General features: G+C 44.4%; 18 protein-coding genes. 6 read left to right on the top strand and 12 right to left on the bottom strand.

The genetic code is table 11. From position 1 onward, the window contains the following. Positions 1-68 precede the first annotated feature (68 nt). From fabG to yceD, 6 genes are all read right to left on the bottom strand, one after another. Entirely contained in the window at positions 69-803 is a 735-nt protein-coding gene (fabG, locus tag OCV20_RS05470; protein ID WP_029235138.1) for a 3-oxoacyl-ACP reductase FabG, read from the bottom strand. A gap of 25 nt (positions 804-828) precedes the next feature. Next, positions 829-1752: an ACP S-malonyltransferase gene (fabD, locus tag OCV20_RS05465; protein ID WP_086774982.1), complete on the bottom strand. Its 924-nt coding sequence runs from the start codon at positions 1750-1752 to the stop codon at positions 829-831. Positions 1753-1832: 80 nt separating this feature from the next. Next, a complete protein-coding gene (locus OCV20_RS05460; protein WP_017054985.1) occupies positions 1833-2783 on the bottom strand; it encodes a beta-ketoacyl-ACP synthase III in 951 nt (316 codons plus the stop codon). Positions 2784-2788: 5 nt separating this feature from the next. Beyond that, positions 2789-3814: a phosphate acyltransferase PlsX gene (plsX, locus tag OCV20_RS05455; protein WP_086774983.1), complete on the bottom strand. Its 1026-nt coding sequence runs from the start codon at positions 3812-3814 to the stop codon at positions 2789-2791. Positions 3815-3823: 9 nt separating this feature from the next. Next, the gene (gene rpmF / locus OCV20_RS05450; protein ID WP_004737376.1) at positions 3824-3994 is read right to left on the bottom strand and encodes a 50S ribosomal protein L32; all 171 of its coding nucleotides are present in this window, start codon (positions 3992-3994) and stop codon (positions 3824-3826) included. Positions 3995-4029: 35 nt separating this feature from the next. After that, positions 4030-4557 carry a 23S rRNA accumulation protein YceD gene (yceD, locus tag OCV20_RS05445; RefSeq protein ID WP_017062153.1) on the bottom strand — a complete coding sequence of 176 codons (528 nt, stop codon included), beginning with the start codon at positions 4555-4557 and terminating at the stop codon, positions 4030-4032. A gap of 149 nt (positions 4558-4706) precedes the next feature. On the opposite strand from yceD, the gene OCV20_RS05440 reads away from it, so the two are divergent. Continuing rightward, a complete protein-coding gene (locus OCV20_RS05440; protein WP_086774984.1) occupies positions 4707-5288 on the top strand; it encodes a Maf family protein in 582 nt (193 codons plus the stop codon). A 250-nt stretch (positions 5289-5538) separates the two neighbouring features. Here the strand turns inward: OCV20_RS05440 and rluC are convergent, their stop codons facing one another. Further along, positions 5539-6483 carry a 23S rRNA pseudouridine(955/2504/2580) synthase RluC gene (gene rluC / locus OCV20_RS05435; RefSeq protein ID WP_017054981.1) on the bottom strand — a complete coding sequence of 315 codons (945 nt, stop codon included), beginning with the start codon at positions 6481-6483 and terminating at the stop codon, positions 5539-5541. Positions 6484-7101: 618 nt separating this feature from the next. On the opposite strand from rluC, the gene rne reads away from it, so the two are divergent. Then, positions 7102-10233, top strand: coding sequence for a ribonuclease E (gene rne / locus OCV20_RS05430; protein WP_086774985.1), 3132 nt, complete (start codon positions 7102-7104; stop codon positions 10231-10233). Between the two features lie 258 nt (positions 10234-10491). Continuing rightward, complete coding sequence (locus OCV20_RS05425; protein ID WP_019823563.1) at positions 10492-12039, top strand: SulP family inorganic anion transporter; 1548 nt, start codon at positions 10492-10494, stop codon at positions 12037-12039. 114 nt (positions 12040-12153) lie between these two features. Here the strand turns inward: OCV20_RS05425 and OCV20_RS05420 are convergent, their stop codons facing one another. Beyond that, the gene (locus tag OCV20_RS05420) at positions 12154-12603 is read right to left on the bottom strand and encodes a low molecular weight protein-tyrosine-phosphatase (RefSeq protein ID WP_086774986.1); all 450 of its coding nucleotides are present in this window, start codon (positions 12601-12603) and stop codon (positions 12154-12156) included. A gap of 84 nt (positions 12604-12687) precedes the next feature. Here OCV20_RS05420 and cobO point away from each other — a divergent pair, with 84 nt between their 5' ends. Beyond that, entirely contained in the window at positions 12688-13293 is a 606-nt protein-coding gene (cobO, locus tag OCV20_RS05415; protein ID WP_048610567.1) for a cob(I)yrinic acid a,c-diamide adenosyltransferase, read from the top strand. A gap of 219 nt (positions 13294-13512) precedes the next feature. Here cobO and OCV20_RS05410 read toward each other — a convergent pair whose 3' ends face one another. The 3 genes from OCV20_RS05410 to apbC form a co-directional block, all read right to left on the bottom strand. After that, complete coding sequence (locus tag OCV20_RS05410) at positions 13513-15639, bottom strand: AsmA family protein (RefSeq protein WP_086774987.1); 2127 nt, start codon at positions 15637-15639, stop codon at positions 13513-13515. Between the two features lie 106 nt (positions 15640-15745). After that, positions 15746-16387, bottom strand: coding sequence for a uridine kinase (udk, locus tag OCV20_RS05405; RefSeq protein WP_004734002.1), 642 nt, complete (start codon positions 16385-16387; stop codon positions 15746-15748). A 257-nt stretch (positions 16388-16644) separates the two neighbouring features. Beyond that, positions 16645-17721, bottom strand: a complete 1077-nt coding sequence (gene apbC / locus OCV20_RS05400; protein ID WP_048613198.1) for an iron-sulfur cluster carrier protein ApbC — start codon at positions 17719-17721, stop codon at positions 16645-16647. Between the two features lie 157 nt (positions 17722-17878). On the opposite strand from apbC, the gene metG reads away from it, so the two are divergent. Both metG and OCV20_RS05390 read left to right on the top strand, forming a co-directional pair. Then, positions 17879-19939, top strand: coding sequence for a methionine--tRNA ligase (metG, locus tag OCV20_RS05395; RefSeq protein ID WP_017062160.1), 2061 nt, complete (start codon positions 17879-17881; stop codon positions 19937-19939). 222 nt (positions 19940-20161) lie between these two features. Beyond that, on the top strand, positions 20162-20641 hold the full coding sequence (locus OCV20_RS05390; protein WP_010437231.1) for a YehS family protein: 480 nt from the start codon (positions 20162-20164) through the stop codon (positions 20639-20641). A 169-nt stretch (positions 20642-20810) separates the two neighbouring features. Here the strand turns inward: OCV20_RS05390 and fadR are convergent, their stop codons facing one another. Further along, positions 20811-21650, bottom strand: coding sequence for a fatty acid metabolism transcriptional regulator FadR (gene fadR, locus OCV20_RS05385; RefSeq protein ID WP_017062161.1), 840 nt, complete (start codon positions 21648-21650; stop codon positions 20811-20813). Positions 21651-22044: the final 394 nt, after the last annotated feature.

Genomic DNA, 22044 nt, shown 5'->3' with positions numbered 1-22044 from the left:
ATTTTCACGATTTTAACCGAAATTACGTATGATCTTGACTTAAATCATGCACAAATGTTGCACATAATTTACACCATGTACATACCGCCATTGACGTGAAGTGTTTCACCTGTGATATAAGCTGCCGCAGGTGATGCCAAAAATACCACAGCTTCAGCGATTTCGCGAGGGTCACCTAGTCGACCTGCTGGTACATTCGCCAAAGTTGCTGCACGTTGGTCATCATTTAGCGCTTTAGTCATGTCAGTTTCGATGAAACCAGGAGCTACAGTGTTCACTGTAACGCCACGAGACGCAACTTCACGAGCCATTGATTTAGTAAAACCAATTACGCCTGCTTTTGCAGCTGCGTAGTTAGCTTGACCAGCGTTACCCATAGTACCTACTACAGAACCAACGTTTACGATACGGCCTTGACGCTTCTTCATCATGCCACGCAATACAGCTTTAGACATGCGGAAGATAGGCGTTAGGTTAGTATCAATGATGTCATTCCATTCGTCGTCTTTCATACGCATCAGTAGGTTATCACGAGTGATACCTGCGTTGTTAACTAGAATGTCAATCGCACCGAATTCATCGTTGATGGTTTTCAGTGTAGCAGCAATTGAGTCAGTATCCGTTACATTAAGAGCAAGACCTTTACCGTTCTCACCAAGGTACTCGCTGATTGCAGCTGCGCCGCCTTCAGATGTCGCAGTACCGATAACTTTAGCACCACGCTCAACTAAAAGTTCAGCGATTGCACGACCGATGCCACGGCTTGCGCCTGTAACTAGTGCAACTTTGCCTTCTAAATTCATCATAACTTCTCTATTAAGTGGTTATTTACTTAGCAGCTTCTAGTGATGCAGTGTCATTAACTGCAGCAGCTGTCATAGTTTTTACGATTCGTTTTGTTAGACCAGTAAGAACTTTACCAGGGCCTAATTCAAGTAGCTTCTCAACGCCTTGCTCATTCATCGCTTGTACGCCTTCAGTCCAACGAACTGGGCTGTATAACTGACGAACAAGTGCGTCTTTAATTTTTACAGGGTCTGTTTCAGCAATAACATCAACGTTATTGATAACAGGCAATGCTGGCGTGTTGAACTCTAGAGCTTCTAGAGCCACTGCTAGCTTGTCTGCTGCTGGCTTCATCAGTGCACAGTGAGACGGCACAGAAACAGGTAACGGAAGTGCACGCTTAGCGCCCGCTTCTTTACAAAGTGCACCTGCACGCTCTACTGCCGCTTTGTTACCCGCGATAACAACTTGGCCAGGAGAGTTAAAGTTAACTGGAGACACAACTTCGTCTTGCGCAGCTTCTTCACACGCTTTAGCAATCGCTTCATCATCTAGACCGATGATTGCGTACATTGCGCCAACGCCTGCAGGAACGGCTTCTTGCATCAATTGACCACGTAGTTCAACCAGCTTGATCGCTTCTTTAAAGTCGATAACGCCAGCACATACAAGTGCAGAGTACTCACCTAGGCTGTGACCTGCTAGATTTACAGGTTGCTCTAGGCCAAGCTCTTGCCATACACGCCAAATTGCAACAGACGCTGTTAATAGAGCCGGTTGAGTGCGAAAAGTTTCATTTAGATTTTCTACTGGACCATCTTGAACCAATGCCCATAGATCGTAACCAAGTGCTTCTGAAGCTTCAGCAAATGTCTGTTTTACAACATCATACTGTTCGCCTAGGTCAGCAAGCATACCGATAGCTTGAGAGCCTTGGCCTGGGAATACGATAGCAAACTTGCTCATTGTAATTTTCCTTTAAGCAAAGCAAAAAATTGAATAAGGCACATAAGTTATGTGCCTTGTTTGTTGATTATCGCTTGGGGTTAGAATTTAACTAACGCAGAACCCCAAGTGAAGCCGCCGCCAAATGCTTCAAGTAGAAGCGTTTGACCACGTTTAATTCGCCCGTCGCGAACAGCCTCATCTAGCGCCGTTGGTACGGTAGCTGCTGACGTGTTGCCGTGCTTATCAAGAGTAATCACTACTTGATCAAGCGACATCGTCAGCTTTTTAGCGGTAGCCGAGATAATACGGTAGTTCGCTTGGTGTGGAACTAACCAATCAAGCTCTGACTTATCCATATTGTTCGCCGCTAAAGTGTCTTTAACTAGCTTAGAAAGCTGAGTTACCGCCACTTTAAATACTTCGTTGCCCGCCATGTGCAGCCATTTGTCTGCATCACCGCCACGCTCTGGTACTTCTAAGCTTAGAAGCTCACCGTATTTACCGTCAGAGTAAATATGAGTAGACAAAATACCTGGCTCTTCGCTTGCGCCTACAACCACCGCGCCTGCTGCATCACCAAATAGGATGATAGTAGAGCGGTCAGTCGGATCACAGGTTTTTGACAGTGCATCAGCACCAATTACCAAAACGTTCTTACACATGCCAGTCTTGATGTGTTGATCAGCAACAGACAGCGCGTAGACAAAACCAGAACACGCCGCAGCCAAATCAAACGCAGGGCAGCCTTTGATACCAAGCTTGCCTTGTACCTGACATGCCGAAGACGGGAATGTATGGCTACTGCTGGTTGTCGCAACGATGATTAAATCAATCTCTTCTTTGTCGATACCTGCCATTTCAATGGCATTTTCAGCAGCGTAAAACGCCATATCAGCAACGGTTTCGTTTTCCGCTGAAATACGACGCTCTTTAATACCAGTTCTAGCAACGATCCACTCATCGCTAGTCTCTACCATTTTCTCTAAGTCTGCGTTAGTACGCACCTGAGATGGCAAGTAGCTGCCAGTACCTAAAATTTTGCTATACATGAAGACTAATAATGCCTCTCGAGTAAAACCGCTTCCAAACGATCGCTAATGCGGCTGGGGACTTGTCGTTTGACCTCGTGTACTGCTTCACCAATCGCGTTGACGACTGCAGACACATCAGCACTTCCATGACTTTTAATGACAATGCCGCGCAATCCTAACAAACTTGCGCCGTTATACTGGTCGGGGTTCAAGGTTTTTAATTCAGTAAATAGCTCAGAAAACAGCATTCTGGCTATCCAACCCTTTATTGTTGAAGCCATCATGCGCGTTTTTAGCTTATCAATAAAGAGCTGAGCCGTACCTTCGCACGTTTTTAAGCAGACATTGCCCACAAAACCATCACATACGACGACATCAGCAGCATCTTGAAGTAATTGATTACCTTCAATATAGCCTATGAAGTTCACAGACTGAGTATTAGACAACATTTCAGCGCATCGTTTTACAAGGTCATTGCCTTTAATTTCTTCTGCACCGATATTCAAGATAGCGACACGTGGTGCGCGACCTAAATGTTGATCTGCTAATGCACTGCCCATGACAGCAAACTGAAAGAGTGAATCTGCGTCACTAGAAACGTTCGCCCCTAAATCAAGCATCCATGTGCGATTTCCGGATGCAGTAGGCAAAGCTGAAACCAATGCAGGCCTATCAATACCGGGAAGAAGCTTAAGTCTGAAACGGGATAAAGCCATCAGTGCGCCCGTGTTACCACCACTAACACAAGCATCAGCCTGTGATTCAGCAACCAGATCGATAGCGGCACGCATAGAGCTACCCTGACTATTACGTAAGGCTAGTGAAGGTTTTTCAGAATTGGAAATGACTCGATCACAATGCTGGATACTCAAACGAGAATCAGGCATTCGACCTAATGAAGATAATTGAGATGTGATCGCGTTTCGATCACCTATTAGAATGACTTTTAGCTCTGGGAAATACGACAGTGCCTGCACGGCGGCAGGCACTGTTACACGAGGACCGAAGTCCCCGCCCATTGCATCAAGCGCAACGGTTAGATTTTGCAAAGGTCAACCTTACTTGTTGATAACCTTTTTGCCGCGGTAGAAACCTTCGGCAGTCACGTTGTGACGTAGGTGAGTTTCACCTGAAGTTGCGTCTACAGAAAGTGCAGCTGTAGTTAGCGCATCGTGTGAACGACGCATGCCACGCATTGAACGTGATTTCTTGCTCTTTTGTACGGCCATTGACCCTACTCCTATGTAAATTCTTAAAGAAGCAATTACTTCTTTAAGCTTTTTAAAACATCAAATGGATTCGGCTTTTTGTCTTCCTCAATTTCTTCAGGAAGTTCACCAAACACCAAGTTATTTGAGTTAACGCTACATTTCGCATCGTCGTGCATTGCTATTTGCGGCAATCCAAGGATGAACTCGTCTTCAACTAATTGAATCAGGTCTAACTCACCGTACTCGTTCAGATCTACCAAATCGTACTCTTCCGGTGCTTCCTCTTCACTTTTCTCACTGTAAACAGGAGTATAAGTAAATTGGACATCGCACTCATGTGCGAAAACCTCATTACAACGTTGACACTCTAAATCGACTTCGACGTTAGCTTTACCAGAGATAACGACTAATCGTTGTTCATCAAGCCCAAATGACATTGAGACTTGCGCGTCACGTTTTACGCCTTCAGTTGCTTCAGTTAAACGCTTCAAAAGACTGACCTGAATGATACCATCCATATCGAGTCGTTTTTGAGCCGTTCTTGCCGGATCAACTGTACGCGGTATTTTTTCCTTTTGCATAGGGCGCGAATCTTATCTTCCAAATCGTGTTTAGTCAAAGGAAATGGCAAAAAAAATGTACTTTCCTGCCTTTCCTATTCAGAGCATTATGAATAGCAGGACAAGTTACGTTATCCTGAGATAAATGCTTCCTTGAATTGTAAATTAAAATGAGAAATTACCAACTAGTTTTAGCCTCTACATCACCATTTAGGCAAGAGATCCTCAAAAAACTACAGTTAAGCTTCATTACAACCAAGCCAGACTGCGATGAAACGCCGCTTCCAGAAGAGACGCCACAACAGTTGGTGATGCGCCTTGCTGAGACCAAAGCTAAGTCTTGTGCTGTGGATCAACCTAGCTTAGTCATCGGTTCTGATCAGGTTTGTGTGATTGATGGAGAGATCATAGGTAAGCCTCATACTCGAGAAAAAGCGATCGAGCAGTTATCTCGTCAAAGCGGCAAGAGCATTACTTTTTATACTGGGCTTTCGGTTTGGAACAACGAAACCAATCAAACTGACACGCGTCTCGACACCTTTGTTGTGCATTTCCGCGATTTAACCGAGCAGCAAATCATTAGTTATGTCGAGAAAGAACAACCTTATTACTGCGCGGGCAGTTTTATGTGTGAAGGGTTAGGCATCGCGTTGTTTAAACAGATGGAAGGTAAAGATCCGAATACTTTGATCGGCTTACCGCTGATCGATCTCGTCGATATGTTAGAAGCACAAGGAATGAGTGTACTGTAACGGATACGATCTCTTTGTTAGAGGTTCTCTACTCCTTCCTTCGTCAGTCTAGGGAATAACGGAACACGCAATTTTATCTAATCAGCTAATGATATAGAACGTGATTTTAAAAAGTCGTCATCCTCAAGAGCGAGGAACAAGCGACTTGGGGATCTTCTACAACAGATAAAACAAAAAAGGTTGACGATATTAGTCAACCTTTTCCATTTGATGCGTCTGATACTCAATTCACGAAAAATCTCGTATCTTCTTAAAGCTTACGTAAACCCGTTAGGGCTTTCTCTAGCCTTCTTTCCATTGGCGCCGAGATATCCATCTTCTCTTCACTACCTGGGTGTGTGAACTTGATGTTTGCTGCATGTAGGAACAGACGATCAAGACCAACCTTACCCGTGTAAGCGTCAAAACGACGATCACCGTAGCGATCATCCCAAGCGATTGGGTGACCAGTATACTGAGCGTGCACACGAATTTGGTGTGTACGGCCTGTAATTGGGCTAGCTTGAATCAACGTCGCCTCTTGGAACTTCTCTAAAACCTTAAAGCGGGTTTCAGAAGCTTTACCATTCGGGTTCACTCGTACAATGCTATTCACTTCATTTTTTAACAAAGGTGCATTGACGACTTTACAGCTGTTCTTCCATTCGCCCATGACTAAAGCGAAGTAGTATTTTTGAACCGTTTTTTCACGGAACTGTGCTTGAAGGTGTCTTAGCGCCGAGCGCTTCTTAGCAACAAGCAAAATGCCAGACGTATCTCTATCGATACGGTGTACTAATTCAAGAAAACGAGCATCAGGGCGAAGCGCACGTAATGCTTCAATCGCGCCAAACTTTAATCCGCTACCACCATGAACAGCAGTGCCAGACGGTTTGTTAAGAATCAGCATGTGATCATCTTCATAGATGATGCACTGTTCTAATTCTGAAACCTTGTTGAGTTTCGTGCTCGGCACGTTCTCTTCTGTTTTCTCTTCAATAGTAACCGGAGGGATACGAACTAAATCGCCAGCTTTTAGTTTGTACTCAGCCTTAATGCGTTTTTTATTTACGCGGACTTCGCCTTTACGCACGATTCGGTAAATCATGCTTTTCGGGATGTTTTTTAATTGGTTGCGTAAGAAGTTATCAATACGCTGACCAGCCATATCTTCGTCAATGTCGACGAATTGGACTTGGGTTCTAATTTCGCTCATCGGGCTATTGTATCACTGTCACTTTTGATAATTGAGATTTTCTTAGCCCTATTCCGAACTTATTTATCCCTAATCCTTACCGATCTATCCCAAAATGGTCATTGAAGTTCTATATTTCTTTGATTCTTCGAACAAAAAAGCATCAAGATTCCTGCAAATTAAAATATCAATTGATAAATTATTTATAGACAGTGAGTTAGAGCTATCAAAACCCAAACAAAAACTGTTTTTTTTACAGCATTCCGACAAAGCAGATTGCTGTGTTTACCGACCGCTGCTATAGTTCACAGCTGCTATCAGTGGTTTGACTATTATTTAAACAGCTAACCATTCATAAGCAAGTAAATGAGTAGATAACTCAGATTAGACAGTGCTGCAATCGGCGTAAGACACGGTCAACTGAGTTCCTTATCGCTCTACTCACGTACACTCATGTTGAGTATTCACCGCCACATCGCGGATCATAGGCTAACTACCTATGATGACTGACGTGCCCCAGAGCATCCCTCTCCAGCCGGGAGGCTGCACCGATAAAGCCATGGGATCTGGCACCATGAGAAACGAAATAAAGCGATAAGAACAATGATGAAAATAAGAAAAGACAATGAGAATTTCTAAATGAAAAGAATGTTAATTAACGCAACTCAAAAAGAAGAGTTGCGTGTCGCTTTGGTTGATGGCCAGCGACTGTTCGATCTAGATATCGAAAGTCCAGGTCACGAGTCAAAGAAAGCGAATATCTACAAAGGACGTATTACCCGTATTGAACCAAGCCTAGAAGCGGCATTCGTTGATTACGGCGCAGAACGTCACGGTTTCCTCCCTCTTAAAGAAATTGCCCGCGAATACTTCCCTGAAGGTTATACATACCAAGGCCGTCCTAGCATTAAAGAAGTGCTAAAAGAAGGCCAAGAAGTAATCGTACAAGTAGAGAAAGAAGAACGTGGTAGCAAAGGTGCTGCACTGACAACTTTCATCTCTTTAGCTGGTAGTTACTTAGTTCTTATGCCTAATAACCCTCGTGCTGGCGGTATTTCTCGTCGTATCGAAGGTGATGAACGCACTCAACTGAAAGCAGCATTAAGTACTCTTGAGCTTCCTCAAGGTATGGGCTTAATCGTGCGTACAGCGGGTGTTGGCAAAAGTGCAGAAGAGCTAGAATGGGACCTGAATGTTCTATTGAACCATTGGGGCGCTATCAAGCAAGCTTCTGATTCAAACGCAGCTCCTTTCCTAATTCACCAAGAGAGTAACGTTATTGTTCGCGCAATTCGTGACTACCTACGTCGTGATATTGGCGAGATTCTAATCGACAGTAATACTATTTTTGAACGTGCACAAGCGCACATTCAATTAATACGCCCAGATTTCATGAATCGCGTTAAGAAATACGATGGTGAAGTGCCACTATTCAGCCATTACCAGATTGAAAGCCAGATCGAATCTGCTTTCCAACGTGAAGTTCGTCTTCCATCTGGTGGTTCTATCGTAATCGACCCAACAGAAGCACTGACTTCTATCGATATCAACTCGGCTCGTGCAACAAAGGGCGGCGATATTGAAGAAACAGCACTTAACACTAACCTAGAAGCTGCCGATGAAATTGCACGTCAATTACGTCTACGTGACCTAGGTGGTCTTGTTGTAATCGACTTTATCGATATGACTCCGGTTCGCCACCAACGCGAAGTAGAAAGCCGTCTACGTGATGCCGTTCGTTTAGATCGCGCACGTGTTCAGATTGGTCGTATTTCTCGCTTTGGTCTTCTAGAGATGTCTCGTCAACGTTTAAGCCCATCACTAGCAGAAGCAAGCCACCACATTTGTCCTCGTTGTACAGGTACTGGTGTTGTTCGTGATAACGAATCTCTAGCACTTTCTGTTCTACGTTTGATTGAAGAAGAAGCTCTAAAAGACAACACAGCACAAGTACTTGCTGTTGTGCCTGTTCCAATCGCTTCTTACCTTCTGAACGAAAAACGTCGCTCAGTAAACCACATCGAGAAGAACCAAGAAGTTAAGATCACTGTTGTTCCTAACTCAGACATGGAAACGCCGCACTTTGAGGTTATCCGTGTTCGTGAAGGTGAAGAGTTCGATCTACTGTCTTACTTGCTGCCTAACAAGCTAGAAGCTCTAAAAGAAGCTGAAAGCAAAGAGCCTGCTGAACAGACTATTCGTCCTAAGAAGATCGAAGAACCTGCTCTGAAAGGCTTCGCAGCTCCTGCTCAATCAGCACCGACTCCTGCTCCAGCACCTAAAGCTGTAGAAGAGAAGAAAGCTGAACCAGCAGCGACTCAAGAACCAGGCCTAATTGGTCGTTTCTTCAAAGCTATCGGTAGCTTCTTATTTGGCTCTTCAACTCAAGAAGAGAAAAAAGAAGAAGAGAAGAAAGAAGAAGAGAAACCTAAAAACAATCGCAACAACGGCAACCGTCAACGCCGTGATCGTAACGATAACCGTCGTCGTAACCAACGTGGTGAGCGTGGCGAACAGCGTAACGACCGTGGTGAACGTGGCGACAATCGTAACGAAAACCGTGACAACAAACGCCGTCGTAAGCCAGCTCGTGATGAGAAGCCTGAAGAGCAAAAAGAAGCAGCTCCACAGCAAACTCGTCAGCCTCGCAAGCCTAAGCAAGACCGTCGCAACAAGCCACGTGATGAGCAGAAGCAACGCGAAGAGCAAGCACCATCTAAATTAGCAGAAGAAGGTCTACAGCTAGCGGCAGAAGCACAAGCTGGAAAACCGGAAGCGCCTAAGGCTAAGCCTGAAGCGAAAGCAGCTAAGATTAAAGAGCGTCGTCAGCGTCGTAAACTGAACAAGCAAGTTCGTGTTAAAGACCAGCAAGCTCAAGCTGAAGATAATGCTTCAAAAGAGCAAGTTGCAGCTAAAGAACAATCAGTAGCTCAAGAGCAAAAAGTTGCGGAACAAGTAGAAGCAACTCAAGCGAATGCAGAGCAAACTGAACAGGAAGAGCCGAAACAACGTCGTAACCGTCGTTCTCCACGTCACCTACGTGCAAGTGGTCAACGTCGTCGTCGCGGTCGTGATCGTCGCCCTAACCCATTCCGCCTACGTAAAGGTGGTGTAGCTTCTCCAGAGATGGCTATGGGTAAAGTGATGCCTCGCTTCATTCCAAAACCTCACCACAAGCAGGCAAAACCTGAAGTGGCTGAAGTTCAAGTAGCAGCTGAAGCTCAAACATCTGTTCAAGAGCAGAATGTTGCTCTAGAGACGGCACCACAAAGCAACGTAGCAATGGCTGGCGGCTTCGCATGTCCAGAGCTTGCAATGGGTAAAGTTATCATCCGTCGTGAAGATGCTGTTATTGCTGAAGAAGTGGCTACTGAACCTAAGGTTGAAGCTCCTGCCGTCGTTGAAGAAGCACCAGTGGTCGTTGAAACTGCGAAAGTTGAAGTTCCAGTGATTGCAGAAGCGACGAAAGTTGAAGCGCCTGTTGTAGCAGAAGCTGTGCAAGCAGAAGCAACACCAGTTGTTGAAGCTGAAGTGCCTAAAGTTGAAGAAGCACCTGTTGTAAAAACAGAAGCTCCTAAAGCGGCACCAAAGGCAGCTGTTGCTAAGAAGCAAGCCGGTTCACCAATGACTAAAGCTCCTGGTCCTCAAGAGATCAAAGAGATTGAAGTGATTGCAGCTCCGTTCCGCACTGAACGTTTTGTATCGAAAGGTGCAGGCAGTCAGGCAGCGTCGAACAAAGCTGGCGCGGCGATGACTAAGCCAAACTACTAGCGATTACTGATAGATAATCGCAAGTAAATAGAATCAAAGGCTGCTTATTAAAGCAGCCTTTTTCATATCTACTAATCGAATAAAAATTAACAGATATATTACTCAAAGTTAGGTTCAACCTTGAACTTAATCACATTTTTGGGTAGCATTCGCGCACTTATCTTTTCGACACTTCGCTATTGCCGCTCTTTTCCATCACTGTTTGGCTACGCAATACACCCGTGTCGGTAAATCCATCTTAAGCATAGCTGAGCAAACATGTTCGAATTCCCACAATTTTCAAAGCACTCTGTAAAGAATGACGTGCTTTCAGGTCTTACAGTAGCCCTAGCTCTGGTACCTGAAGCTGTAGCATTCGCCTTTGTTGCTGGCGTTGACCCAATGGTTGGTCTTTACGCAGCATTCATCGTAGGTTTAATCACCTCTGTCTTTGGCGGCCGTCCAGGTATGATTTCTGGTGCAACTGGCGCAATGGCCGTGGTAATGGTGAGCCTAGTGGCAACCCATGGTGTTCAATACCTATTCGCAGCCGTTATGCTGGCTGGCCTTCTGCAAATTGCAGCGGGTGTATTTAAACTAGGTAAATTTATCCGTATCGTTCCACACCCAGTAATGATTGGTTTCGTGAACGGTTTGGCCATTGTTATCTTCCTAGCTCAGCTTGGTCAATTTAAAGCGCCAGACGTAACAGGTGCGTTGACTTGGTTACCAAGCGGTCAAATGACACTAATGCTAGGTCTAGTCGCCCTTACAATGGCTATCATCCACTTCCTACCTAAGCTAACAACAGCAGTACCGTCTTCATTGGTTGCTATTGTTACAGTAACGGCTTTGGTTGTGGGTCTTGACCTTGAAACTCGCACTGTTGTCGACTTCCTACGTACCATGTCTGGTGACGAAGCTGCTACGCTAGCGGGCTCTCTACCAACATTCTCAATTCCTGCTGTTCCGTTTTCTTTAGAGACACTACAGATCATCCTGCCTTACGCAATTATCCTTGCGGCTATCGGCCTGATTGAATCTCTGCTGACACTGACAGTACTAGACGAAATGACAAACACTCGAGGCCAATCTAACCGTGAATGTGTTGGTCAAGGTATGGCTAACGTAACGTGTTCTGTATTCGGTGCGATGGGTGGTTGTGCGATGATCGGTCAATCGATGATCAACGTAAACTCAGGTGGTCGTGGTCGTCTTTCAGGTATCGTAGCCGCAGTTGCACTACTGATGTTCATCCTGTTCGGTTCTGCACTGATTGAAATGATTCCTCTAGCAGCACTTGTGGGCGTAATGTTCATGGTTGTTATCGGCACATTTGAATGGGCTACTTTCAAGCTTGCACGTCGCGTTCCTAAGCAAGACTTCTTCGTTATCGTTCTTGTTACCGTAGTAACCGTTCTGACTGACCTTGCAGTAGCAGTAGGTGTTGGTGTTGTAGCTTCTGCGCTAATGTTTGCTTGGCAACATGCTAAACACATCTACGCAGATACATCAGTAAACGCTGAAGGCTCAAAAGAGTACAAAGTTAACGGTCCAATCTTCTTTGGTTCGACGGCTAACTTCTTAGAGTTGTTTGACGCTTACAACGATCCACAAGATGTAATCGTTGATTTCGCAAACTCACGCGTGACTGACCACTCTGCAATTGAAGCGATCGACACGATTGCTGACCGTTACGCGGCCCTAGGTAAAACACTTCACCTTCGCCACCTAAGCCAAGACTGTGTTGCTATGCTGCACAAGGCAGGTAGCTTAGTTGAAGCGAACGTTGCAGAAGACCCAATCTACAAAGTAATGTCTAAGTAATCTTAGCTGTAGCTTTAAGTTAGATTTAGAGAGGCCGACATTCAATGTCGGCCTTTTTTATACCTATCGGTCAGCCCTTGCGCTGATCACCAAAAGACGAACATTGTTCCTACACTACATTGAACGCAATATCGCTTCGCTAGACTCTTCGATTAAATCCAACACCAATTCAAAGCTATTTCCCTCACCATAATACGGATCGGGGATCTCTTGATATTGTGACTCTCCAAAGCTCAAAAATAGCGCAAGTTTGTATTGGAGGTGAGCGGGACACTGGCTCATTAAGTCATCTAGATTCGCCCTATCGGCCGCGAGTATCAGGTCAAATTCTTCGAAGTCATTATCTACCACTTTACGAGAAGTTATCCCCTTAAAGCTGTAGCCTCGCTTCTCTCCTGCAGATTTGGATCGCGAGTCTGGCGGGTTGCCTTGATGAAAACCAATCGTCCCCGCAGAGTCGACCACAACGTCAATATCCAGCAGTTGCGCTTTCTTCCTTAGCACCGCTTCACCTGTTGGCGAACGGCAAATATTCCCCATACAAACTACGAGTATCTTCTTCATCCCTAATCACCTGTTCTTCCGATGGTTTTTGCTATCGTTAAGTTAGGCTATGATAGGCGCAATCACAACTTAAAAGGATTTGTTATGTCGACTGAAGACAACAAAGAACAACGCCACAAAGCAAGACAACAGAAAGTAAAAGAACAAGTCGATGCTCGTGTCGCTGCAGCACAAGAAGTAAAAGGCCTATTGCTGGTTATCACTGGTAACGGTAAAGGTAAATCAACATCCGGTTTTGGTACGATTACGCGTGCCGTTGGTCATGGTAAGAAGTGTGCCGTTGCTCAGTTTGTAAAAGGAACTTGGGATAACGGTGAAAAGAACGTTCTCCAAAAGCTCGATGTAGAGTTCCAAGTGATGGGTACTGGCTTTACTTGGGAAACTCAAAACAAGGCTCAAGATATCGAAGCCGCACAGCGCGTCTGGAAAGAGTGTCAGCGTATGCTAGCCGATGAGTCAATTGATGTGATTCTGTTTGATGAGCTGACTTACATGGTGAGTTACGGCTACATTGAACTGGATGAAGTGGTAGAAGCTCTAAACAACCGTCCGAAAATGCAATCAGTCATCATTACTGGCCGTGGCGCGCACCGCACTTTAACGGACATGGCCGATACCGTGTCTGAAGTTCGTAACGTTAAACACGCTTTCGAATCTGGTGTAAAAGCACTTCAAGGCGTGGATTGGTAATCGCACTCAACCAGAGATCCCCGACTCGGTCATTCTCCCTCTCGAGGATGACGAAGATTCAGTGTTACTCCCCTAAATAATGGACGAGCACCTGTCGTCATTCCCTAGAACGAGGGACGAGTGTCATAGGGAATCTCTCGAAAGTATTATAAGCATCCAAACAAAAGCGCCATTCCTATAGTAGGAATGGCGCTTCTTTTACATACGAGTCAAAAATGTTTAGTTAAAGAAACCTTTCAATAAACCATCAACGGCTTCTTTAGTTTTCTCGTCTTTGATCTTGTCCGTTAGCTTGTTCACACCACGGTCAATTTCTTTCTGTGCTTTCTGCTTCAACACATCATCAAAAACAAGTGCGAATTTCGGGGCAGCCCACTGGCCAGTTACCTTAATTGGGATCGTCACATCTTTCAGATCGTCGATGCTCTTACCGCCCTGACCTTCAAGTGAACCCACAATCGATGTACGAACAAGGAAGTCTACGGTTTCATTGATGAAGTTCGCTTTACCTTGGCCTGTCACACGTAACAGTGGCGACTGTGCAGATAAGTCGTTAGTTGAAACCCAACCTTTGTCGACTTTCAGTGTCGCTTTCATTGCACTGAAGTCCGTTTTTTGAGCTTCATTTGTGCTTTCAACTTTCTCGCCTTTGATCTTAGCGTAGTTTTCTCGAATCAGTTGAGCTACGTTGATGCCGTTAACTGCACCATCTTCAAAGTTAATCGCGATAGTACCGACAAGGTTCTTCTTGATTCCTGTTGGAGTTAAGCTCTTACCTTTCACGTTGACATCAATATTACCGGTACCTTCCAGCATATCGTTATCTGCAACATCAACCAGTAACGGTTGTACTTTCACGCCTTTGATTTTCTTCTTAGCCGTGTAAGTTGCTGGTGTTTTACGAGCGTCTAGCTTAGCCGTAGCTGAAATAGAGCCTTGGTAAAGATTCGATGTGAATGAAGTTAGCTCTGCGATACCACGGTTAACCGAAAATGCCGTTTTAACATTCTGCATCTTCGCGTTGTTCGCCTTGAACTTATCAATCGTAATGTCACCTTTCACGTCTAACGTTTTCAGAGCCGACAGATCAGGTTCCACTTCTTTAGCAGGAGCTGAACTACCTGAGTTTGACGTTGAGCCACCAGCAGAACCAGAAGGAGCGGTGCTCGCTGTTTCTGTTGTATTGCCTAAGCCTAGGAACTCGTCCAAATCAATATCCGGGCTATGAAGAGAGAAACGAACCTTTGGTATTTCAGATAGGGTTACGTCTGCTTTACCGTCTAATGCAATAGCGTTAGCTTGTAGCTTCTCTAACACAAAGCTCAGGTGGCTCTTGTTAAGATCGAAGCTTAAGTCAGACAGCATGTCGACTTTCATTGGAGACTGAGGAAGCGTGTCGCCTTTGAATGTTGAGTCTAACGTTAATTTGTTCAGCGTTACTTTTGAAATCGCGCTATCAACAGTAAGTTCACCGCCACCTTTAAGATCAAGGTCAAGGCCAGCCACGTTACCGATTACAGCGTAAGTCAGTTGGTTTACCTTATCGAACTCAAACGTATTCAAACCAATTTTTGCTGACTCAATCGACGTCGATGGATCATTGAACTTAGCGTTTAAGTCAATATTACGAAGTGCGTAACTTGCGAAGCCTTCAGCTAACTTGAATTCTGCGCTACCTTCCGCAGAGAACTTCTGTTGGTTGTTTTCACCAGAAGCCGCAAACGTCGCGGTTGTCCATGTATCAACGGCAAACTCAGAAAGATTCAAAGACACATCGTATAGCTTAGTGAATGAACCCGCTTGCTTGTCGTCCATTTCAAATAGTGCGTTTGATACTGTTACGCCTGCAAGGTTGATCGTCCAACCCGATGCGTCTGTGGTAGTTTGCTCTTGAGGGGCAGGCGCTGATTCAGAACTTGTATCTGCTGCAGGCTCAGATTCTTGAGGCGTTGACGCTTGCGTTAGTGCATCAATGTTCTTGCGACCATCTTTAAGCGTTTCTAAATAGAATTCTGCACCATCTAGAGTAATGTTGCCTATCTCTAGTTGGTTGCTAAATAGCGGAGTAACCGAAACATCAACGCCAACGGTATCAACCTTGAATAGGTTCGGTTGGGTGAACCCTTCAGGATTACGTAATTCAGTTTGACCAAGTTCAAAGCCAATGGATGGGAAGAATTGCCAGCTGATATCACCCTCGATCACGAGCTCTAGGCCTGTGTGTTTTTGGGCTTGTTCGACAATTAATGGCTTAAATTGGTTGGGATTCACTAACAGCACTAGTGCCAGAATTGCTGCAACGACAACAAACACTGGTACAGCTATGAAAATGAGTAGTTTCTTCATCCGCATATTCCTTGCTTAGATTCCAAAAGAAAGTGGCACTATAAAAGTGCCACTGATTCGGTAAAAAATAAAGCTAAGTGAGTCACTTAGGCAAAATTTTATTCGATTAAGACTTCAACAACTTCGCAATGTGCGCTTTTAGCACATCAATCGCAATACGGTTTTTACCACCACGAGGAACGATGATGTCTGCATGTTGTTTTGAAGGCTCGATAAACTGCATGAACATTGGACGTACTGTTTCTTGGTATTGCTTAAGTACAGTGTCCATTGTACGACCACGCTCTTCTACATCACGCTTAACACGGCGTAGTAGACAGATGTCTAATGGTGTATCCATAAACACACTTGCGTGCATTAGTTTACGAAGACGCGGGTCTGTTAGAAGCAGAATACCCTCTAAAATGATCACTTTCTTTGGAGTAAGTGTAGTCGTTTCAGAAGTACGTGTGTGCTCTGTGTAGCTGTATTCAGGAACTTCTACGGCGTTGCCACTCATTAGCTGCTGTAGATGTTCACATAAAAGATCATGATCTAGTGCATTTGGGTGATCGTAGTTAGTTTTAACACGCTCTTCCATACTCAAGTGGCTTTGGTCGCTGTAATAGCAATCTTCCGTGATAACACCAATTTGATGGTCGCCTACTTTTTCGCGCAATTCATTATAAATTGTACTAGCAATCAGACTTTTTCCTGAAGCTGAAGCGCCAGCGATACCTACGATGACACATTGATTATTATCAGACATTAATTTTGCACCCGATATGGTTTGGTGGTGGGAAGAGATAAACCGCCTGATTATAGGGGCTAAAGCACATAGATTCTAGTCGCCATTTTAGCTAATTGCAGTCAAATTGATGATATCAATGCATTTAATGAATACAATCGTTTGCTTTCAAATAACTTGCCTACAACTATTTGCACAACCCCAATGGCTATCAGCCTAAATCCAAGCGTTGTTTATCTAATCCAACATGATTAACACAAATTTTTGATTATCTTTCGCTATTCAACCAAAGAAAAGTTAATCGCCTCTGGTCTCGCCTTACCGGTCCAGAACATCTTCGCAGCCACATTCTCAGCAAGCTCTAAGTAGTGACGTGTATGTTCACTGTCTGGACGACGAATCACCGTAGGGCAACCTGCGTCTATGTCTTCTCGCACATCAATATGAAGCGGGATCTGTGCCAAAATATCGAGGTAAAACTCTTCTGACATAGCTTCTGCACCACCAGCACCAAAGATATGCTCTTTCTCACCACAGTGACTACAAATATGATAGCTCATGTTTTCAACTAAGCCTGCCACTGGCACGCTTACCTTATCGAACATCGCTACGCCTTTACGCGCATCCGCTAATGCCAAATCTTGAGGAGTGGTCACCACTACTGCGCCCGTCACTGGGATCTGTTGCGACAACGTCAGCTGAATATCACCGGTGCCCGGTGGCATGTCGATAACAAGGTAATCCAACTCTGGCCATACAGTTTCATTAACTAGCTGCCCCAAAGCCTTCGCTGCCATAGGACCACGCCAGATTGCCGCATCATCTTTCGACACAAGATAGCCAATAGAGTGAGTGAAAATGCCATGCGCCTCGATTGGCATCATCCATTTGTTGTTCTGTACTTCTGGTTTCGCGTCTAGTTGGCCGAGCATCATAGGCACTGATGGACCGTAGATATCCGCATCCAACAAACCCACTTTTGAACCAGACTTAGATAACGCGAGCGCAAGGTTTACTGAAGTCGTTGATTTACCCACCCCACCCTTTGCCGACGTCACAGCGATAATATTCTTAACACCCTTCAATGGCGTCGCGACTGTGGTTTCTAGCGCAGACGGCTTCACTTTTACTTCAAACTGAAAAGCGCTAACAAGCTGTTGTTCAATCTGAGAGTGGATCCACTGTTCCAATTCAACCGCGAGCTGATTAGCAGCAAAAGGCAAGGTGATAACAAATGATCCACGCGGATCAACCGATACAATATTTTGGTGTAGCGCCCACTCTGGGATGAGGATTGGTGACTCGAACTCATTCAACCATGAACAGAAATCTTGCTTAGAAGTAAAGTTACGCATTGGGGCTCCTTTTTTTATTTATGCTATCACCCACGAGATGAAGACTGAACCCCTAAAAAACTAGGGGAATCCTTTGTCTGATACCTTGGCGTATCACACGTTATAAAGTAGTATTACCTCTCAAATTTATACCTATCAAAAAAGCGAATTATTAAGTATGGCAACTGATCCAAGACAACTTTTGGTAACTTGTGCGCTTCCGTACGCTAACGGCTCTATTCACCTTGGCCATATGCTTGAGCATATCCAAGCTGATATCTGGGTTCGATACCAGCGTCTACGTGGCAACACTGTAAACTTCATCTGTGCTGACGATGCTCACGGCACGCCAATTATGCTTAAAGCTCAACAGATGGGTATCACGCCAGAAGAGATGATCGCTGCTGTTAGTGAAGAGCACCAAAAAGACTTCGCTGGCTTTGATATCAGCTTTGATAACTACCACAGCACACACAGCGAAGAGAACCGTGAACTGGCTTCTCACATCTACCTAGAACTTAAAAAGAACGGCTTCATTTCTAGCCGTACTATTTCTCAGCTTTTCGATCCTGAGAAAGAGATGTTCCTACCAGACCGCTTCGTAAAAGGTACTTGCCCTAAGTGTAAGTCAGAAGACCAGTACGGTGATAACTGTGATAACTGTGGTGAGACATACAGCCCAACTGAGCTAATTAACCCTAAATCAGCGGTTTCTGGCGCAACTCCAGTAATGAAAGACTCTGAGCACTTCTTCTTCGACCTACCTCAGTTCGAAAGCATGCTTAAAGAGTGGACTCGTTCTGGCTCTCTACAGAATGAAACTGCAAACAAAATGCAGGAATGGTTTGAGTCTGGTCTGCAACAGTGGGATATCTCACGTGATGCACCTTACTTTGGCTTTGAAATCCCAGGCGAAAAAGACAAGTTCTTCTACGTATGGCTAGACGCACCTGTTGGCTACATGGCTTCTTTCAAGAACCTATGTGACAAGCGTGACGATCTAAACTTCGATGAATACTGGAAGAAAGACAGCACAACTGAGCTTTACCACTTCATCGGTAAAGACATCGTTTACTTCCACAGCCTATTCTGGCCAGCAATGCTAGACGGCGCAGGTTTCCGTAAGCCAAACAACGTATTCGTACACGGCTACGTAACAGTGAACGGTGCGAAGATGTCTAAGTCGAAGGGCACATTCATCAAAGCAAGCACGTACCTAAACCACCTAGACCCTGAGTGTCTACGTTACTACTACGCTGCGAAACTAAACAGCCGCATCGATGACTTAGATCTTAACCTTGAAGACTTCACTCAACGTGTAAACGCTGACGTAGTAAACAAGATTGTTAACCTAGCTTCTCGTAACGCTGGCTTCATTACTAAGCGTTTTGAAGGCAAGCTAGCTGCTGAATTTGCAGAGCCTGAGCTATACAACGAATTCGTTGCTGCTGCTGAGCGTATCGGTGAATTATACGAGACTCGTGAATTCAGCCGTGCTATCCGTGAAATCACTGCACTAGCGGATAAAGCTAACCAGTACATTGACGAAAAAGCACCTTGGGTTCTTGCAAAAGAAGAAGGCAAAGAAGCTGAGCTTCAACAAGTTTCTTCTGTAGGTATTAACCTATTCCGCGTACTGATGGCTTACCTGAAACCAGTAATGCCAGAGCTTGCAGCTCGCACTGAAGCTTTCCTAAACGAAGAACTAACGTGGGAAGCGATTGCGACTCCGCTAACTGATCACGAGATCACTAAGTTCAAAGCGCTATTCAACCGTATTGACCCTAAGAAAGTGGAAGCAATGGTTGAGTCTTCTAAAGAAGATGCAGCCGCTGAAGCAGCAGCAAAAGAAAAAGCAGAAGCTGAAAAAGAGCAAGCAAGCCAAACTGAGCTAGACAAAGAGCCAATCGCAGACGAGATTGAGTTCGATGCCTTTGCAGCAGTAGACATGCGTATTGCTCGTATCATCTCTTGTGAAGAAGTACCAAAAGCGAACAAACTACTGAAGTTCCAACTGGACATCGGTGGTGAGACTCGCCAAGTATTCTCTGGTATCAAATCAGCATACAAACCTGAAGAGCTAGAAGGCAAGCTAACTGTAATGGTAGCCAACCTAAAACCTCGTAAGATGAAGTTTGGTATGTCAGAAGGCATGATCCTGGCAGCGGGCCCTGGCGGCAGCGACCTATGGATCCTTGAGCCACACGAAGGTGCTCAACCTGGTATGCGTGTAATGTAATTCTGACTCCAGTCAGATAACAAGCACCCATCACTAAATCCCTAATGCATTTTTTGACTTGAAAGAGTGAATCAGCATTGGGGATTTTTTATATCTACCGAAAATTAGCGTTCTCTGTTAGAGTCGCCGTCAACTATGCTATGTAGAGTAGAAATTGGTTCGTCGACAAAAATAGGCGAAACCAGCACCTCTTTACTCTAAAACCCTTTTTAGGAATTCCCAGTGACTAACAACGAAATCTTGCGTCGTATTCAACACGCACTAAACCTTAAAAATGCACAAATCATCAAAGCTATCGAACAAGCTGATGTGACCGTTGCTCATGACCAAGTGATTAACTGGCTAAAAGACGACAACGACAAGTCATGCTCTAAGATGAAAGATAAAGAGTTAGCGGTATTCCTAAATGGTTTCATCAACCTTAAGCGTGGCAAAAAAGAAGGCGAGCAACCTAAACCTGAAGTTGCACTAACGAACAACATGATCTTCATGAAGCTTCGTATCGCATTAAACATGAAAGCAGAAGATGTTTTGGACGTACTAGAAGTGGTTGGCATCAGTTTGAGCAAGTACGAAATCGGCGCTTACTTCCGCAAGCCAGAAAACAAAAACTACAAAGTGTGTGAAGACCAACTACTTTGCGATTTTCTAAACGGCGTGCAATTTACCAACCGCCCAGACTCAGAAGAGTTTGCGGGTTAAGTCGCTACTCCTAGATAAATCACTCGTCATAGGTAAGTAACTGACCCACGGATAATTTTCTAGTAACGACAGATAAATAAAAAGCGGCGAGATAATTCAATTATCTCGCCGCTTTTTCGTTTTCTTTACGTCACTGACTAAACAGGAACAACAATAGTAAATCTATGGCTTAGCTGTCGTCTTCAGTGAAGTTCGTTGGTAATGTCGTTTTCATTTCATTCCAAACTTGTGCACTTGCGATACCGTAGTTACGAATCACTAATGGCAACGTTTCGCGCTCACCACTTTCACAGATAATGAACAGCTCTTTATAAAAGTCCATCGCTAAACGTCGTGCTTCTGGGTTAGAGAAGTAGTAGCTACCGATACGGTCATACAGTTTACGCACACCGTTAAAGATCAGGCCGTAAATCTGGTTGCCTGAGTGGAATGCCAAACGTTGGAAAAGCATGTAATCATAGAAGTTGAAAGTCTTCGCGATTAAGATCGTCTGACGTTTCGCTTCATCTTTTTCTGAATCTTCTTTTACCGCTTGTTTGATCTTATCAGCGTATGGCGACGATTCTAGGAACTCATCCCAAGTTGGTGCCGCAAGTAACGCTTCACAAGATTCAATTACGTTACTGATAGTACGCTCTGAAGCTTCTTTGTTTGCTTTGAATGCATAACGCATAAAGATCGGGCTGATATTAGTACGAGCAGCAAGCAGGTCTTCTACCATTTTGCTTGCGTTATCAACGTCCAACGTCATTAGCGTATCAAGGATATGAAGACCTGAGGTTTCCATAAACTGGTTAACTTTAGTGGGTTTGCCGTGTTGGATTGTCAACCAACCATCACGAGCAAGACGTTGTAGTACTTCACGAAGCGTAGTACGTGTAACACCAATCAGCTCAGAAAGCTCACGCTCTGCGGGCAAGATAGAACCTGGAGGGAAACGGCCATTCCAAATACTTTCAATGATATACTTCTCTGCAAATCCTGCCGGGCTCTTCGCCTTAATGACCATCTACACTTCAATCCAATTTAATTATTCTGTTCTAATTTACTCATCATACCACTAGTTCACACCTAGCGGAAACACCCTCAAAAATTTTACTCACCCTAAATACCATTAGAGTTATAACTCTAAAGTTCAGCACACGTTTGCACCTCAGGTTTGTAAAGCAAGCGACTCTAAACCACCATTTCAACAAATCGTTAACACAACAAATTTTCTTTAAAATCAATGAGATTGATCATATTTTTAAAGCTATTAATTTGCAATATTAAGTTGTAATAATCATATATAAGTCGTCGTTATTCTGTAATTTTCAATCATTTCGCTGAAATATTGATTCTAGTCGGTTTTTATCACATTTTAAGTGGTATGCTTGCGCTACTTTGATCGCGTTTCTCAACAA

Origin of the sequence: Vibrio coralliirubri, from assembly GCF_024347375.1 — a bacterium.
Lineage (GTDB): Bacteria > Pseudomonadota > Gammaproteobacteria > Enterobacterales > Vibrionaceae > Vibrio > Vibrio coralliirubri.
This window is presented reverse-complemented; position numbering and strand designations above follow the sequence as displayed.

Coding starts and splice junctions, on each gene's coding strand:
- rpmF (WP_004737376.1), bottom strand. CDS start 3,994: ATGGCCGTACAAAAGAGCAAGAAATCACGTTCAATGCGTGGCATGCGT.
- OCV20_RS05410 (WP_086774987.1), bottom strand. CDS start 15,639: ATGAAGAAACTACTCATTTTCATAGCTGTACCAGTGTTTGTTGTCGTT.
- OCV20_RS05425 (WP_019823563.1), top strand. CDS start 10,492: ATGTTCGAATTCCCACAATTTTCAAAGCACTCTGTAAAGAATGACGTG.
- OCV20_RS05440 (WP_086774984.1), top strand. CDS start 4,707: ATGAGAAATTACCAACTAGTTTTAGCCTCTACATCACCATTTAGGCAA.
- cobO (WP_048610567.1), top strand. CDS start 12,688: ATGTCGACTGAAGACAACAAAGAACAACGCCACAAAGCAAGACAACAG.
- apbC (WP_048613198.1), bottom strand. CDS start 17,721: ATGCGTAACTTTACTTCTAAGCAAGATTTCTGTTCATGGTTGAATGAG.
- OCV20_RS05460 (WP_017054985.1), bottom strand. CDS start 2,783: ATGTATAGCAAAATTTTAGGTACTGGCAGCTACTTGCCATCTCAGGTG.
- OCV20_RS05420 (WP_086774986.1), bottom strand. CDS start 12,603: ATGAAGAAGATACTCGTAGTTTGTATGGGGAATATTTGCCGTTCGCCA.
- rluC (WP_017054981.1), bottom strand. CDS start 6,483: ATGAGCGAAATTAGAACCCAAGTCCAATTCGTCGACATTGACGAAGAT.
- rne (WP_086774985.1), top strand. CDS start 7,102: ATGAAAAGAATGTTAATTAACGCAACTCAAAAAGAAGAGTTGCGTGTC.
- fadR (WP_017062161.1), bottom strand. CDS start 21,650: ATGGTCATTAAGGCGAAGAGCCCGGCAGGATTTGCAGAGAAGTATATC.
- metG (WP_017062160.1), top strand. CDS start 17,879: ATGGCAACTGATCCAAGACAACTTTTGGTAACTTGTGCGCTTCCGTAC.
- fabD (WP_086774982.1), bottom strand. CDS start 1,752: ATGAGCAAGTTTGCTATCGTATTCCCAGGCCAAGGCTCTCAAGCTATC.
- udk (WP_004734002.1), bottom strand. CDS start 16,387: ATGTCTGATAATAATCAATGTGTCATCGTAGGTATCGCTGGCGCTTCA.
- fabG (WP_029235138.1), bottom strand. CDS start 803: ATGAATTTAGAAGGCAAAGTTGCACTAGTTACAGGCGCAAGCCGTGGC.
- yceD (WP_017062153.1), bottom strand. CDS start 4,557: ATGCAAAAGGAAAAAATACCGCGTACAGTTGATCCGGCAAGAACGGCT.